We start from the raw sequence: 16,085 nt of genomic DNA on the forward strand, positions 1-16,085 counted from the left end.
GACGCCCTCATGTCAGGCGTCGACGAGGCGGCCGTCGGCGAGGTGCACGACGCGGTCGGCGAGCGCCACCATCACCGGGTCGTGCGTCGAGACGATCGCCGTCATGCCCTCCGCCTCCACGACCGCACGGATCAGGGCCATGACCGCCCGTCCGGTCTCGGAGTCGAGCTGGCCGGTCGGCTCGTCGGCGATGAGCAGGCGCGGGGAGTTCGCCAGCGCGCGGGCGATCGCGACGCGCTGCTGCTGGCCGCCCGAGAGCTGGCCGGGCCGCTGCTTGGCGTGCGGGCCCAGGCCGACGAGGTCGAGCAGGAGCTGCACGCGCGCCTCGCGCAGCTCGACGGGGGTGCGCAGCATCCGCAGGGGCACCCCGACGTTCTCGGCGGCGGTCAGCACGGGCACCAGCCCGAACGTCTGGAAGATGAACGCGACGACGTCGCGGCGCAGGGACACCAGCCCGCGCTCGTCGAGGGACGAGACCTCCCGCCCGTCGACGACGACGCGGCCGGCGTCGGGGCGGTCGAGCCCGCCGATCGTGTTGAGCAGGGTCGTCTTGCCGGACCCGGAGCGTCCGACCAGCGCGACGAGCTCGCCCGGCGCGACCTGCAGCGACACGTCGCGCAGCGCGTGCACCGCGCCGTGCCCGGAGCCGAAGGTGCGCTCGACGTGCTCGACGAGCACGAGGGGCCCGGCCGCGGCGGGTGCCGCACCCTGCGCGGCGGTCGTGGTGGCGGTCATCGGGCTCTCCGTCCGTGGCGGGGGTGCCGGTCGTCGCTCGGCGCCGTCGGGGCGTCGCCGTGGCCGGGGCGCACGGCGACGTGGGCCTCCTCCAGGGTCAGGCGCACGCGCCCGACCAGGTCGAGGGTCTCGCGGTACTCGCGGGGCAGCTGGACGCGCCCCGCACGGTCGAGGACGGCGAACTCCTCGGCGACCTCGTGCTCGGTGCCGTCGTCCCGCGTGGCGGTGCGGCGCAGCACCTCCGAGCTCGTGCGCCCGTCGCGGATCGCGACGGTGCGCTGCACGTGGTCGCTGACGCCCGGGTCGTGGGTGACCACGACGACCGTGGTCCCCAGGTCCCGGTTGACCGCCTGCATCGCGCCGAGCACGTCGTGCGAGGTCGCGGTGTCCAGCTCCCCCGTCGGCTCGTCGGCGAACAGCACGCGCGGAGAGTTGGCCAGCCCTACGGCGATCGCGACGCGCTGCTGCTCGCCGCCGGACATCTGCGCGGGCCGGCGGTCGGCGCAGTAGGCCACGCCGAGCACGTCGAGCAGCGCCGCCGCGTCCGCGCGCCGCTGCCGGCGGGGGCGTCCGGCGAGCGCCATCGGCAGCGCCACGTTCTCGGCGGACGTCAGGTACGGCACCAGGTTGCGTGCGGTCTGCTGCCACACGAACCCGACGGTCGAGCGGCGGTACTCGACGCGCTCGCGGGCCGTCATCGTCATCAGGTCCCACTCCCCGACGCGCACGTTGCCCGCCGTGGGCACGTCCAGGCCCGACAGCACCGACAGCAGCGTCGACTTGCCGGACCCGGAGGCGCCGACGACGGCGACGAGCTCGCCCTCGTCGACGAGCAGGTCGAGGCCCTGCAGGGCCTGCACCTCGATGCCCTCCGACTGGTAGATGCGCACGAGGGACTCGCACACGATGAGCGACGTCCGCCCGAACGCCTCGGGCCGGGCCCGCGCGCGTTCCTCGAGCGTCGCCAGGCTCGTCGGGGGCACGTCGTCCCGCACGGTCGTGGTGTCGTCCATGGCCTGCTCCGTCCTGGTCACCGTTCACCCACCCGCAACACCTCGCCGAGCCTGTCCCGCCGCCGCACGGCCTGCTCCGTCAGCACGGCCACCACGAGCGCCACGGCGAGCGCGGCGACCGCGGCGGCGACGGGCCACCACGTCGTCGCGACCGTGGCGGCGCCCGGCTCCGCCGTCAGCTGCTGCAGCCCGAGGGCCCCGCCGAGGAGCGCCGGGAGGCCGAGCCCGATCCCGGCCCCGCCCAGCAGACCGCCGAGCACCAGCGGTGCGAGCTCCCCGAGCGTGGCCCACCGCGCCGTGCGCGCGTCGAGGCCCAGCGTGCGCAGCGCGGACAGGGTCCGCCCGCGCTCGCGGGCGGTGGCGACGACGACGAGCACGAGCGCGAGCACCGACAGCGCGGCCAGCACGCCGACGGCGGACAGGAGCAGCGCCACCATCGCCTCCGGGAGCGGGGACTGCGACCAGGCGCGGTGCCAGCCGTCGCGGGTCGTCACCACCAGGCCCGACGTCGCGGGCGGAGCGATGTCCGCGGCCTCGACGGCGGCGACGGCCCCCGGGCCGGCGAGCCAGAGGCGGTCGACGGAGGGGCGCTGGTCGGCCACGGCAGCGAGCACCCGGCGGTCCACGACGACGACGCCGTCGTCGTCGGCGCTGTCGCCGCCGCCGCCGGTCGACACCGCGCGCGCGTCGAGCCGGGGTGCGCCCGGGTCGGGCGGCAGGTCGGTCGTCCCGCGGACGTCGAGCAGGACCTCCGCGTCGACCGCGCCGACGACGACCCCGGTGCCGTCGAGGTGCGCCCGCTCCAGCAGCTCCGCACCGACCAGGGCGGGCACGGTCCCGTCGGGTCCCGGCTCACCGAGCGTCGCGAGCCCGGGGAGGTCGGGCAGGCCGACCGCGCGGCGCACCTCGGCGAGCTCCGCGGCGTCCACGACCAGCAGCGTCGCCTTCAGGAAGGTGTTCTCACCGAACGACCGCTTCGAGATCTGCGCGCCGGTGGCCGACGCCGTGACGCCGGCGGACGCGGCGAGCCGGTCCACCAGGTCCTCGCTGCCGTACGTGCCGAGCGGCCCGTCGATCCGCACGTGGGCACCGACGAGCTGCGTCGCCGCCGCCTGCTGGCCCGTGCGGACGCTGTGCACGAGCGTGCCGCACAGCACGACGAGCGCGACGGCGACGGTCACGGCCAGCAGCGGGACGACGGCCGTGGTGGCGCCGTGCGCACGGGCGACGGCCAGGGGGGCGGCCAGCCCGCGCGAGCGGACGGCCCCGCGCCCTGCGGCCCGGACGACGGCGGGGGACACCCGCACGACGACGAGCGCGGCGGCCGCGGCCAGCAGCACGGGCGCGGCCGACAGCAGCGGGTCGACCTCGCCGGACGCCAGGGGCAGGAGGCCGCGACCGGTCAGGGACACGACGGCCGCGACCGCCAGCGCCACGACCAGGCCCTCGACGACGAGGCGGCGCGCACCGAGGCGGGCGCGCTGCGCGGCGCGGTCCCGCCTGTCGGCCGGGGTGCGCCGCCCGCTGGTGGCGGACGCGGCCACGCCTGCCGCGAGCACGGCCGGCGCGAGAGCGGCGACGAGCACGACCACGACCGCGAGCAGGACCGGGCTCGCGTGGCCGGGCAGCCACCAGCCGACCAGCCCGGCCGCCAGCGCGGCCACCACGACCACGACCGGGACCGACTCCAGCAGGCCGCGGAACGCCACGGACGCGATCGACGCGCCGCGGGCACGCTCGGCCACGACGAGCTCGCGCCGGCGGCCCACGAGCAGGGACGCAGCCAGGACGAGGCACAGCGCCGCCGTCGCCGCGACGCCGGTGAGCACCAGGGACGCCTGCGCGCGCGCCGCGGACATGCGCGTGTCGAACGCCGTGACGACCTCGGGGAGCCGGGTGGACAGCCGCCCGGTCTGCGCGGAGAGCTGCTCGACCCGGTCGACGAGCCGGTGCGCGTCGGCGACGGACATGCCCTCGGTGTCGACGGCCGCGCGGGCCGAGATCGTGACGGCGCGCCGGCCCGTCAGGTGCAGCATGTCCGGGACGTTCTCGTACGGCACGTAGGCCGCCACGTGCACCGGGACCGGCATGCCGGGCCGTGCGGTCACGGCGGCCAGCAGGCCGGCGTGCTCCTGCCAGATCGCCGCCTGCGGGTCGACCGGCTCGTACAGCCCGGTCACCACGACGTGGTCGGTGCGCCCCGGCCCGATGCGCTCACCGGTCAGCGGCCCGTCGGCGAGCGTGATGCCGAGCTCGGCGGCGGCCGCGGCGCTCAGCCCGACCTCGACCCGGCGGACGAGGTCGTGGTCCTGGCGGGTCGCCATGTGCTCCGCCGCCGGCACGGGGACGGGAGGGGTGCCGGCGACCCACCGCACGACGGGCTCGTCCTGCCCCGGGGTCCCGACGTGGACGAGGCTCGCACCGAACTCGCCGACCGGGGTGCTCAGGACGCCGACGGCGGCCACGACCTGCGCCACGGGCTCGTGCGTGTCCGCGCCCAGCGCGCTCTCCAGCCACGTCGCGGCCTCGTAGCCGCCGTCGCGGGGGTCCGGAGGCTCCAGGGTGAGCGGGTCCATGACGGGGTGCGTGACGAGGTCCGCGTCCCGGCCGGCGGCCTGGATCGTCTCGCGCACGGCCAGGTCGGCGGTGCGTTCCACGAGCCGCGGCACCGCGAGCGTGAGGACGAGCGTGGCGAGCAGCAGCACGGCGGTGCCGACGAGCAGGCCCCTGTCCTGCGCGGCACGTCGGCGCGTGACGAGCAGCGCGTCGCCGGTGGTCGCCTCCAGGCGCGTCCGGACGTCGCTCACCGGTCGTCCCCCAGCCGCAGCAGGGCCCCGGAGGCGCGGCGCACGAGCAGCGCGGCGAGGACGGCGACGAGGGCGCAGCCGGCGACCGCGAGCCCTCCGGTCAGGGCGAGGACGACACCGTCGTCCCACACGGTCAGCGGGCTCGGGACCGGGCGCAGACCGTCGGGCGAGACGGTGAGCAGCGGGGCGACGGCCCTGGCGAGGCCGTAGCCGATGACGAGCCCGGCACCGGTGCCGAGCGCGACCAGGAACGCGTGCTCGGCGACGAGGCCGCCCACGAGGGACCGCCGGGCGGCGCCCAGGGCCTGCAGACGGGCCAGCTCGAGCCGGCGGGACCGGACGGCGGCGGCCGCGCTCGCGCCGAGCCCGACGAGCAGCAGGACACCCGCGGCGGCGGTGACGAGGGACAGGGCGGCGGGCACCGCCACCCGCAGCGGGCCGGAGACCGCCGACTCGCGCTCCGTGACGCGCACCGTCGCGCCGGCGTCGGTGGAGAGGGCGACGGCCGACGCCAGGGCGGGTGCCGCCGCGTCCGGAGCCGTGACCCACCAGGAGTCGACGAGCGTGTCGCTGCCCGCGGCCTCGGCCACCGCGCGGCTCAGGGCCGTGCGGTCGACGAGCACCGCGTGGCCCCGGGGCGTGCCCGGCAGGTAGGGCGCGACGTCGTGGACGCGGGCCGGGACCGGTGTGTTCTCGACACGGAGCCAGAACCCGTCGCCGGGGTCGAGCCCGGCGCGCTCCGCCAGACCGGGGGTGAGCACCGCGCGCAGCGGGCCGGTCGCGGGCCACGTCTGGGCGCTCATGAGACCGCTGCTGGTGACGATCGACGTCATGTCGAACGTCGCGTCGAGCACGAGCGCGTCGGCGGGCAGCGACGCCGGGTCCGGCGTCGTGGCGTCCCTGCCCGCGACGACGGTGTACGAGCTGCCGAGGTGGGAGGTGGGGGCCCAGTCGGCGCTCCCCAGGTCCACCGGCGTGCCCTGCGCGTCCGCGACGAGCTCGGCCACGAGGGCCGACGTGACACCCTCGGCGCGGTCGACGACGCGCACGTCGTGCAGCGCGAGGCCGACGTGACCGACGCGGTCCCGACCCGTCGTGGCCAGCCGGACCTCCGGCGGTGCGTCGTCGAGCAGGACGGCCGCGGAGACGGCCACGACCCGCAGGGGCCCGAGCGAGCGCGGCACCTCGAGCGCCAGGGACGAGGGCCCCGCCAGGGGCACGTCGAGCCTGCCGAGCCAGGCCTGCACGCCCGCGTCGTCCTCGACGGCGAGGCGCAGGTACACCGCGCCCGACGCGGCGGGTGCGGTGCCGGGCGTGACCGTCGCGACGAGCCACTGCGGGTCGCCCGGCAACCGGACGCCCGTGGCCCGGGGTGCGTCGGAGGCCACGAGGCCGCCGAGCAGGGCGGACCACGTCGGCTCCGAGCGGCCTCGCAGCGCGGCCGTGTCCCCGGCGTCCACCGCGAGCAGACGCGTGTCGATCCCGTTGCTGCCGCTCGCGGGGCCGAGGTTCGCACCGACCACCGCCTGCCGGTCCACGACGGGCTGCGCGCGGCTGCCCGCCGGTGCGTCCGCGAGTGCGGCGCGCACGTCGGCGGACGAGGTCAGCGGGTCGCCGCGCAGGTCGTCGATGCGGGCGTCGGCCCCCAGGGCGAGGTCGACCTGCTCGAGCTGCGACGTGCGCCACGTCGCGTGGAAGGCGTGGGAGAACGTCGCGGCGGTGACGGCGAGCACGACGACCAGCGTGGTGCCGGTGGCGGCGGACGTGCGCCGGGAGACCTGCCACGCCGCGAGCGGTGCGACCAGCGTCCGGCTGCTGCGGGCGAGCACGTCGGCGACCCGTGCCACCGGCCCGACGAGCCGCAGCGCGAGGACCGCGGCACCGAGCACGACCAGCGCCGGGCCGGCGACGAGCACGGGGTCGAGGCGCGGACCGCCGGCCGCCGGCGTGAGCGGTGCGCCGTAGTCGACCAGCTGCCACAGGGCGACGCCGGCGAGGGCGACGAGCGCCAGGTCGGCACCGGTCCGCACGAGGCCGGCGTGCGCGGCCGAGCTCGACGAGCCGCTCGTGTGCCAGGCGGGGACGACCAGCGCGACGGCCAGGACGACCGCCACGGCGGCGCACGCGAGCCCGACGGCCGCCGGGACGCCCTCCGGGGTGGTCAGGCCGGCCGCCGCGAGCCCGCCGCGGTCGACCACGTGCACGAACAGGGCACGCGCCGCCCAGGGGGACACGGCTGCCGTGACGCCGGCGACCACGACCGCCTCCACGACGGCGAGCGAGCGTAGCTGCGCCGGCGACGCACCGCGGGCGGCGACGAGCGCCCCCTCGGCCGCCCGGCGCTCGCTCAGCAGGCGGGCGGCCAGGAGCATGACCGTCGTCGCGAGCACCGCGAGCAGCAGCCCGACGACCACGACGCCGACCTGCGTGACCGTCTGCTCGCGGGAGGCGGCGTCGATCGTCGCGTCGAGCCGCGTCTGCACGAAGCCGCTGATGTCGAGGGCGCCCAGCGCGCGCGAGAGCCGGACCTGGCCCGACTCGAGGGCGTCGCGCGTGGCCGCGAGCGCACCGCGCGGTGCCCCGGCGAGGTCCGGCGTGACGAGCAGACGTGCGGACTCGGTGACGTCGGGGCCGAGCAGCGCCTCGGGGGCGACGACCATCGGCCCCCACGCGTCGGTGACGACGGTGCCGCTGGTGCCCGGTACCGGGAACGCGTCGGAGTGGCCCGCGCCGTCGAGCACGTCGCGCGACCACGACGACGCCGGGCCGGTGAGCCGGTGCGTACCCACCACCACCCACGTGTCCGGGGTCCCGCCGCTGAGGGTCCGCACCGGGATCTCGGTGCCGAGCGGCCAGCCGTACCTCTGTGCCGCGACGTCGGGCACGTTGACCTGCAGCCGGCCGGCGTCGTCGCGTGCGGCGTCCGGCCACGCGCCCGACAGCAGGTCCGCCTGGCCCGGCACCAGCGGGCTGGACGCGGGGTACCCGAGCGGTGGGGCACGTCGGGCGTCCTCGCGCGGCAGCGTCCACAGGCGGCCCGTGAGCCACAGGGACCGTTCGGACGGCAGGTCGCCGAGCGTCTCGGCGAACGTGGCCTCCGCCGCGGCGACCGCCGCCTGCGTGTCGTCGTTCCGCACCCGGATGTTCGCCTCGAGGGTCACGGCGGAGTCCGGCAGGCGGTCCAGCGCGGCGTCCACCGCGTCGTGGCCGGTCACGTCGAGGAGGAAGGCGAACGTCCCCAGGAGCGTCGTCGCGACGAAGGTGACGAGGGTGACCGTCGCCAGGACGGCCGCCTGGTCGCGCAGGCGTCCTAGGAGCACCTGCGAGCGCCAGCCCATCGCACCTCCCCGTCGCGCGCCGCCGAGTCGTGCGATCGCACGGTGATGCTAGGGGTCCTGAACGCGCAGGTGACAGGGTGTGGTCCACCCGTTCGGGGGACAGGAAAGGTTGGGTCGCCGGGCGGGCGAGTTCGACGAGCCGCACGGTGCCCGGGCCCGGGCGGACCCGGGCACCGCGGAGGGCCGACGCGGCAGGTCAGGCCCGCGGCGGGCGGGTCATGGCCAGGACGTCCAGCGCCACGTCGAGCTGCTCGAGCGTGAGCTCGCCGCGCTCGACGAAGCCCAGGTCGATCGTGGCCTGGCGGATGGTGACCCCCGCCTGCACGGCGTGCTTGGCGATCTTCGCGGCGTTCTCGTAGCCGATCGTGCGGTTGAGCGGCGTGACGATCGAGGGCGACGACTCGGCCAGCTCCCGCGCGCGCTCGACGTTGGGGGTCGTGCCCGCGATCGTCCGGTCGGCCAGCACGCGCGAGGCGTTCGCGAGCAGCCGGACGGACTCGAGCACGGCCGACGCGATGACGGGGATCTGCACGTTGAGCTCGAACGTGCCGCTGGCCCCCGCCCACGCGACGGTCGCGTCGTTGCCGACGACGCGGGAGCAGACCATGAGCACGGCCTCGGGGACGACCGGGTTGACCTTGCCGGGCATGATCGACGAGCCGGGCTGCAGGTCGGGCAGCGCGATCTCCGCGAGACCGGTGTTGGGGCCCGAGCCCATCCAGCGCAGGTCGTTGCAGATCTTGGTGAGGCTGACGGCGATGGTGCGCAGCGCGCCCGACAGCTCGACGAGCCCGTCGCGCGAGGACTGCGCCTCGAAGTGGTCGCGCGCCTCCGTCAGGGGCAGGCCCGTGTCCTCGACGAGCAGCGCGATCACCCGCTGCGGGAACCCGGCGGGGGTGTTGATGCCCGTGCCCACGGCGGTGCCGCCCAGCGGCACCTCGGCCGCGCGGGGGAGGGCCGCCTGCAGCCGCTCGACGCCGTAGCGGACGGCCGCGGCGTACCCGCCGAACTCCTGGCCGAGGGTCACCGGGGTGGCGTCCATGAGGTGCGTGCGGCCGGACTTCACGACCTGCGCCCACGCGGTCGCCTTCTCCTCCAGCGTGGCGGCCAGGTGCTCGAGGGCGGGGACGAGGTCGCGCACGACGCCGGCGGTCGCCGCCACGTGGACCGACGTCGGGAACACGTCGTTCGACGACTGCGACGCGTTGACGTGGTCGTTGGGGTGCACGTCGCGGCCCAGCAGGCGCGTGGCCAGCGTCGCGAGGACCTCGTTGGTGTTCATGTTCGAGCTCGTCCCCGAGCCCGTCTGGTACACGTCGACGGGGAACTCGCCGTCGTGGGCGCCCGTGGCCACCTCGTCGGCGGCCGCGGCGATCGCATCGGCCACGTCCCGCGGCAGCACGCCCAGCTCGGCGTTGGCCAGCGCGGCGGCCTTCTTGATGCGGGCGAGCGCCTCGATGTGGCCGCGCTCGAGGGTGCTGCCGGAGATCGGGAAGTTCTCGACCGCGCGCTGCGTCTGCGCGCGGTACAGGGCGGCCGCGGGCACGCGTACCTCGCCCATCGTGTCGTGCTCGATGCGGAACTCGGGCTGGGCCGTGCCGGCCGCGACGTCGGGACCGTTCGTGTCAGTCATGCGCCCATCCTTCCACCGCCGCGAGTCGGGTCGCGCAGGCTTCCGGTGGCGGAACGCTGCAGGTCGTAGTCGTATGTGAAGCACCGTTCGACCCTTCCGACGACGCGAGAGGTCAGGTACCCCGGTGCGACGACGCACAGCCCTCCTCGCCCTGGCGCTGGTGGCCCCGCTGGCCGCCTGCGCGTCGACCGAGGCCGGGCCACCCACGCTGACGTGGTACATCAACCCCGACTCCGGCGGGCAGGCGCGCATCGCCGCCGAGTGCAGCGACGAGTCCGACGGCGCGTACCGCCTCGAGGTGGCCCTGCTGCCGCGCGACGCCCCGGGCCAGCGCGAGCAGCTCGTCCGGCGGCTCGCGGCCAACGACACGTCGATCGACCTCATGAGCATCGACCCGCCGTTCGTCCCGGAGTTCTCCAACGCGGGCTTCCTGGCCGAGATCCCGGACGACGTGGCGCAGACCGTGACGCAGGACGTGACCGAGGGGGCCGTCGCGGCCGCCACGTACGGCGACGAGCTCGTCGTCGTGCCGTTCTGGGCCAACACGCAGCTGCTCTGGTACCGCAAGTCCGTGGCCGAGGCCGCAGGCCTGGACATGTCGCAGCCGGTCACGTGGGACCAGATCATCGACGCGGCCGAGCAGCAGGACGTCACGGTCGCGGTCCAGGGCACGCGCGCCGAGTCGCTCACCGTGTGGGTCAACGCGCTGGTCGAGTCCGCCGGCGGGCACATCCTCGACAACCCCGACGAGGAGGACCCGCAGGCGGTCACCCCGAGCCTCGACAGCGACGCGGGCCGCACCGCTGCGCAGATCATCTCGGACCTCGCCGCCTCGGGTGTCGGGGGGCCGCAGCTCGCCAACGCCGACGAGGACATCAACGCCTCGATGTTCGAGGGGGACTCCGCGGGCTTCATGGTCAACTGGCCGTTCGTCTGGCAGCGCGCCAACGCGGGCGTCGAGTCCGGCAGCCTCGACCAGTCGGTCGTCGACGACTACGGCTGGGCGCTGTACCCGCAGGCGGTCGAGGGCGAGGAGTCCCGCCCGCCGATCGGGGGCGTCACGCTCGGCGTCAGCGCGTTCAGCGAGAACCCCGACCTGGCGTTCGAGGCCGCGCAGTGCATCGTCCAGCCCGAGAAGCAGGCGGCGTACTACCTGTCGGACGGCAACCCGCCCGGGTCCCTCGTGGCGTTCGACGACCCCGAGGTGCAGGAGGCCTTCCCGATGGCCGACCTCATCCGTGAGTCGCTGCAGAACGCCGCGCCGCGGCCGCAGACGCCGTTCTACAACGAGGTGTCGACGAGCGTGCAGCGCACGTGGCACTCGCCCCGCAGCGTCTCCCCGGACTCCACCCCGGCCTCGGGCGACACGCTCATCACCGACGTCCTGCAGGGGAGGGCACTGCTGTGAGCGCCGCGACCACCACCGTCCCGGCCGCGGCTGACGCGGCCACCGGCGGTCCCCGCAAGCCGCGCCGGTCGGACCGGGCGCGCCAGGAGGCCCGGCTCGGGCTGCTGCTGTGCGCGCCCGCGATCCTCGTCCTCGTCGCCGTCGTGGGGTACCCGATCCTGCAGGCCGTCTGGGACTCGCTGTACAGCTACAAGCTCACCAACCCCGACGCGCGGCGCTTCGTCGGCCTGGAGAACTACGCGCTGATCCTGTCCGACCCGATCTGGTGGCAGGCGCTGTGGGTGACCGTGCTCATCACGGTCGTCACCGTGGTCGTCGAGCTCGTCCTCGGGTTCGCCCTGGCGCTGGTGATGAACAACGCGCTGAGCACCCTGCGTCCCGCGCTGCGCACGGCGATCCTCATCCCGTACGCGATCATCACGGTCGTCTCGGCGTTCGCGTTCCGGTTCATGTTCGACCTGACCAGCGGGTTCATCAACAGCTGGCTGCCGTTCGTGCCCGACGACGTGGACTGGTTCGCGTCGTTCGGCACCGCGATCACGGTCATCTGCATCTCGGAGATCTGGAAGACGACGCCGTTCATCTCGCTGCTGCTGCTGTCGGGGCTCGCACAGGTCCCGGGCGAGCTGCAGGAGGCGGCGAAGGTCGACGGCGCCACGTGGTGGCAGCGGATGCGCCGCGTGACGATCCCGAACATGAAGGCCGCGATCATGGTCGCGCTGCTGTTCCGGGCCCTCGACGCCTTCCGCATCTTCGACAACATCTTCATCATGACGAACGGCGCGGCCGGCACCGAGTCGGTGTCGTTCCTGGCCTACCGACAGACCATCCAGCGCCTGGAGATCGGCATCGGCTCGGCGGTGTCCGTGCTGCTGACGATCTGCGTCGCGCTCATCGCGCTGGTGTTCGTCAAGGGCTTCAAGGTCAACCTGGCGGCGTCGACGAGGGCGGGACGATGAGCGGGCGGACGAAGGCGTGGTGGTGGGTCGGCGGGATCCTGATCGTCCTGTACTGCCTGTTCCCGGTGGCGTGGATCGTGTCGCTGTCGCTCAAGGCGCCGGCCGACCTCGACGACGGGTCGTTCCTGCCCACGTCGGTGTCGTGGCAGAACTACCAGCTCATCCTCACCGGTGACGCGTCCGACCTGTTCCTGCCGGCGCTGCGCAACTCCGTGGGCATCTGCCTCATCGCCACCGGGATCGCGGTCGTGCTGGCGGCGCTGTGCGCGTACGCGGTCGCCCGCCTCGACTTCCCCGGCAAGGCGCTGGTGCTGGGCCTCGCGCTCGGGGTGTCGATGTTCCCCGTCATCTCGATCGTCACGCCGCTGTTCAACATCTGGCGTGCGATCGGGTTGTTCGACACGTGGCCCGGCCTGATCATCCCGTACCTGTCGATCACGCTGCCGCTGTCGATCTGGACCCTCACGGCGTTCTTCCGCGAGATCCCCTGGGAGATGGAGCAGGCCGCGCAGGTCGACGGCGCGACGACCGCCCAGGCGTTCCGCAAGGTCATCGTGCCGCTCGCCGGACCGGGCGTGGCGACCACGGCGATCATCGCGTTCTTCCTCGCGTGGAACGACTTCGTCTACGGCATCTCGCTGACGTCCACCGAGCGTGCCCGGCCCGTGCCGGCGGCGTTGGCGTTCTTCACCGGTGCCTCGCAGTTCGAGGAGCCGACGGGGGCCATCTCGGCCGCCGCGGTCATCGTCACCATCCCCGTCGTCGTGCTGGTCCTGCTGTTCCAGCGCCAGATCGTCGCCGGGCTCACCCAGGGCGCCGTCAAGGGCTGACCCGCCGTCGTAGGAGGAGGAGCGTCATGGCAGCGATCACGCTGAGCCACGTCGTGAAGGAGTACGGCGACGGGTACCCGGCCGTGAACGACGTCAGCCTGGACATCGACGACGGGGAGTTCGTCATCCTCGTCGGGCCGTCGGGGTGCGGGAAGTCGACCCTGCTGCGCATGGTCGTCGGTCTCGAGGACATCACGGGCGGCGAGATCTCGATCGACGGCGACGTGGTCAACGACAAGGCGCCGCGGGACCGCAAGCTGGCGATGGTGTTCCAGAACTACGCGCTGTACCCGCACCTGAGCGTGTTCGAGAACATCGCGTTCCCGCTGCGGCTCGACAAGGGCAAGTTCTCGGAGGCGGAGGTCCGCGAGCGGGTCGAGCGCGCCGCCGACACCCTGGAGCTGCGTGAGCACCTCGACCGCAAGCCCGCCAACCTGTCCGGCGGGCAGCGGCAGCGGGTCGCGATGGGGCGGGCCATCGTCCGCGAGGCGCGCGCGTTCCTCTTCGACGAGCCGCTGTCGAACCTCGACGCCAAGCTGCGCGGGCAGATGCGCACCGAGATCTCCCGGATGCAGCGCCGGCTCGGCACCACGACCCTCTACGTCACGCACGACCAGACCGAGGCGATGACGCTCGGCGACCGGGTGGCCGTGCTGAAGAAGGGCGTGCTGCAGCAGGTCGCCAGCCCGCGGGCGCTGTACGAGCAGCCCGTCAACCTCTTCGTGGCCGGGTTCATCGGGTCGCCGCCCATGAACTTCCTGCCGGGGGAGGTCGACGGTGACGTGCTGCGGCTGCCGCTGACCGAGGTCCCCCTGACCGACGAGCTGCGCGCCCGCATCGGCGACCGCCGGGTCGTCATCGTCGGTCTGCGCCCGGAGCACCTGGAGGACGCGGCCATGCTCGACGACGACACCCGCGCGGGCGGTGTGACGTTCGGGGCCGACGTGGACGTCGTCGAGTGGCTGGGCGCGGAGCTCTACGCGTACGTGCCGTTCGAGACGCACGCCTCGGTGGAGAAGACCCTCGAGGAGCTGGACCGCGACCTGGACGGCGAGGGCATGCGGACGCAGCTGGTCGCGGCGCTCGGGTCGGAGGCCCGGGTCCGCGACGGCGACACCGCCGAGCTGTGGTTCGACCCGGCACGGCTGCTGATCTTCGACCCCGAGACCGGCGAGAACCTCACCTACGACGAGGAGTCGGCCCGTCGGTCCGACGAGGAGAGCGTCGAGGAGCGTCGTCGCACCACCGAGCGCGCACGCAAGCGCGCGGAGCGCAGCGACTCGGCCGCCTGACGGGTCCGGGCCGGGGTCGAGCGGATCGACCCCGGCCGGGCGGACCGTCAGGACGTCGTCGGCGGGATGACCCCCATGCCGGCGCCGATGTCCCCGATGACGTGGGTGAGCCGGGCCTGACCGTCCGCCAGCGTGTACTCGACCGCCACGACCGCGCACCGACCCGCGGCCACGTCCTCGGCCAGCAGCACCGAGTACCCGTGGAGCTGGCGCGCCGTGTGCAGCACGTGCTGGTGCCCGAGCGTCGCCGCGTCGAACGAGTCGAGCGGGCGGCCGGACGCGGTCAGGCCCACGATCGACGGGATCACCCGGTCCACGACGGCCTGCACGAACCCGGGCGGGACGTTGCCCGTGGTCATCGCCTCGACGGTCGCCGCCACGGCACCGCACGAGTCGTGCGCGAGGACGACGACCAGCGGGGCGCCGAGCACGCGGACGCCGTACTCGATCGAGCCGATGACGGTCGTGTCGAGCACGTGGCCCGCGGTCCGGACGACGAACAGGTCGCCCAGACCCTGGTCGAAGATGATCTCCGCCGCCACGCGGCTGTCGGAGCACCCGAACACCACCGCGAACGGGTGCTGCTCGACGCTCAGCTCGGCACGGCGGTCGAAGCCCTGCGACGGGTGCTCCATGCGGTCCTCGACGAACCGCTGGTTGCCCGCGCACAGCTCGGCCCACGCCTGCGCGGGCGTCCGCGGCCTGACCTGCGCGGCGCTCACGCGCCCGCTCCGGTCGGCTCGGCGTCGAGCTCGGCGAGCGACGGCGGGTTGGCGCCCGACCGCGACACCGTGATCGCGGCGATGCGGGCGCAGCGCGTCAGCAGGTGCTCGACCGTCCCGGCGTCGACGTCGTGCAGGGCGGGGCGCTGCGCGGCCCCCAGCAGCCCGGCCGACCACAGGCCGTCGACGAGGCCCCCCATGAAGGAGTCACCGGCGCCGACGGTGTCGACCACGGTGACGCGGGGTGCGGCCACCGACAGTCGGGCGCCCGCCGACGTGCACGCGAACGCACCCTCGCCGCCGTGCGTGACGACCACCAGCGCGGGGCCCGACCGGCTCCACGCCTCGGCGATCTCCGCCGGGGCGACACCGGGCAGCAGCCACGCCAGGTCCTCGTCGCTGACCTTGACGACGTCCGCCGCGCGGACCAGTCGCTCGACGACCGGCAGCACGTCCGCCGGGTCGCCCATGAGCGCGGGGCGCAGGTTCGGGTCGTACGTGATGGTCGAGGCCGCGCGCCGGGTCTCCACCAGGTCGGCGACCTTGGCGCCGCCCGGGCGCAGGACGGTGGCGATCGAGCCCGTGTGGACGACGAGTGCGTCCTCGTCGTCCTCGTCCCACGACGACGGCAGGTCCCACTCGAGATCGAACTCGTAGGTCGCGACGCCCTGGGCGTCGAGGTGGGCGGTGGCGACGGGGGTCGTCGCCGGCGTGCGGTCGCCCCTCAGCACCCGGACGCCCGACGCGTCGAGGTGGCGGCGCACGAGGTCGCCGTACGCGTCGACGGCGAGCCAGGTGAGCAGGTCCACGCGGCGTCCGAGCCGCGCCAGGCCGAGCGCCACGTTGGCCGGGCTGCCGCCGGGGAAGACGTCGCGCGAGCCGTCGGGCCTCCGCACGGCGTCGACCAGCGCCTCCCCGACCACCAGGGCGCGTCCCTGCGTGCTGCCGGTCACCGGTCCTCCTCGTCCACGTCCGTCGCGCGGGAGGCGTCGTCGCCCGCGGCGCCGGCCGGTGCCGCACCGCGCGCTGCCGTCAGCCGTTCCCGCGCGCCGTCGAGCCACTGCTGGCACCGCGCGGCGAGCGCCTCGCCCCGCTCCCAGAGCGCCAGCGACTCCTCGAGCGTGCCGGCACCCGACTCGAGCCGCGCCACGATCGAGACGAGCTCGTCGCGCGCCTGCTCGTAGCCCAGCGTCGCGGGGTCGGGAGGGGTCGGGCCTGCCGGTGCGCCCGCCTCGGCGGGTGCCGTCGTGTCGTGTCCTCGTGCCACGGGCACAGTCAACCAGCCCGCACCGACGGGTCGCGTGCGGGCGTCCGTCCGTGGACGGCGGAGCAGCCCGGCGCCGGCCGG

The 16,085-nt window shown here is 75.0% G+C and carries 12 protein-coding genes; 4 read left to right on the forward strand and 8 right to left on the reverse strand.

From position 1 onward, the window contains the following. Positions 1-12: 12 nt before the first annotated feature. The 5 genes from NP075_RS04925 to NP075_RS04945 form a co-directional block, all read right to left on the reverse strand. Positions 13-735: an ABC transporter ATP-binding protein gene (locus NP075_RS04925; RefSeq protein ID WP_227564191.1), complete on the reverse strand. Its 723-nt coding sequence runs from the start codon at positions 733-735 to the stop codon at positions 13-15. Beyond that, on the reverse strand, positions 732-1,748 hold the full coding sequence (locus tag NP075_RS04930) for an ABC transporter ATP-binding protein (RefSeq protein ID WP_227564192.1): 1,017 nt from the start codon (positions 1,746-1,748) through the stop codon (positions 732-734). Before NP075_RS04930 ends, NP075_RS04925 begins: the two co-directional genes overlap by 4 nt. A gap of 17 nt (positions 1,749-1,765) precedes the next feature. Then, positions 1,766-4,555, reverse strand: coding sequence for an FtsX-like permease family protein (locus tag NP075_RS04935; RefSeq protein ID WP_227564193.1), 2,790 nt, complete (start codon positions 4,553-4,555; stop codon positions 1,766-1,768). Beyond that, the gene (locus NP075_RS04940) at positions 4,552-7,893 is read right to left on the reverse strand and encodes an FtsX-like permease family protein (RefSeq protein WP_227564194.1); all 3,342 of its coding nucleotides are present in this window, start codon (positions 7,891-7,893) and stop codon (positions 4,552-4,554) included. Before NP075_RS04940 ends, NP075_RS04935 begins: the two co-directional genes overlap by 4 nt. 196 nt (positions 7,894-8,089) lie before the next feature. Beyond that, positions 8,090-9,526 carry a class II fumarate hydratase gene (locus NP075_RS04945; protein WP_227564195.1) on the reverse strand — a complete coding sequence of 479 codons (1,437 nt, stop codon included), beginning with the start codon at positions 9,524-9,526 and terminating at the stop codon, positions 8,090-8,092. Between the two features lie 124 nt (positions 9,527-9,650). Between NP075_RS04945 and NP075_RS04950 the strand changes: the two genes are divergently transcribed. Genes NP075_RS04950 through NP075_RS04965 form a run of 4 tightly spaced genes read left to right on the forward strand, consistent with a single transcriptional unit; the run spans position 9,651 to position 14,015 of the window. Continuing rightward, positions 9,651-10,934, forward strand: coding sequence for an extracellular solute-binding protein (locus tag NP075_RS04950; RefSeq protein ID WP_227564196.1), 1,284 nt, complete (start codon positions 9,651-9,653; stop codon positions 10,932-10,934). Beyond that, complete coding sequence (locus NP075_RS04955) at positions 10,931-11,893, forward strand: carbohydrate ABC transporter permease (protein WP_227564197.1); 963 nt, start codon at positions 10,931-10,933, stop codon at positions 11,891-11,893. Before NP075_RS04950 ends, NP075_RS04955 begins: the two co-directional genes overlap by 4 nt. Beyond that, complete coding sequence (locus NP075_RS04960; protein WP_227564198.1) at positions 11,890-12,723, forward strand: carbohydrate ABC transporter permease; 834 nt, start codon at positions 11,890-11,892, stop codon at positions 12,721-12,723. The genes NP075_RS04955 and NP075_RS04960 overlap by 4 nt, the downstream gene beginning before the upstream one ends. Positions 12,724-12,749: 26 nt before the next feature. After that, on the forward strand, positions 12,750-14,015 hold the full coding sequence (locus tag NP075_RS04965) for an ABC transporter ATP-binding protein (protein WP_227564199.1): 1,266 nt from the start codon (positions 12,750-12,752) through the stop codon (positions 14,013-14,015). 47 nt (positions 14,016-14,062) lie between these two features. Here the strand turns inward: NP075_RS04965 and NP075_RS04970 are convergent, their stop codons facing one another. From NP075_RS04970 to NP075_RS04980, 3 genes are read right to left on the reverse strand one after another with little or no spacing between them, the layout of a single operon-like run. Next, positions 14,063-14,737: a carbonic anhydrase gene (locus NP075_RS04970; RefSeq protein WP_227564200.1), complete on the reverse strand. Its 675-nt coding sequence runs from the start codon at positions 14,735-14,737 to the stop codon at positions 14,063-14,065. Next, entirely contained in the window at positions 14,734-15,690 is a 957-nt protein-coding gene (locus NP075_RS04975; protein ID WP_227564201.1) for a carbohydrate kinase family protein, read from the reverse strand. The genes NP075_RS04970 and NP075_RS04975 overlap by 4 nt, the downstream gene beginning before the upstream one ends. Next, positions 15,687-16,004 carry an exodeoxyribonuclease VII small subunit gene (locus NP075_RS04980; protein ID WP_372456700.1) on the reverse strand — a complete coding sequence of 106 codons (318 nt, stop codon included), beginning with the start codon at positions 16,002-16,004 and terminating at the stop codon, positions 15,687-15,689. Before NP075_RS04980 ends, NP075_RS04975 begins: the two co-directional genes overlap by 4 nt. Positions 16,005-16,085: the final 81 nt, after the last annotated feature.

This window comes from Cellulomonas wangsupingiae (assembly GCF_024508275.1).
GTDB lineage: Bacteria > Actinomycetota > Actinomycetes > Actinomycetales > Cellulomonadaceae > Cellulomonas > Cellulomonas wangsupingiae.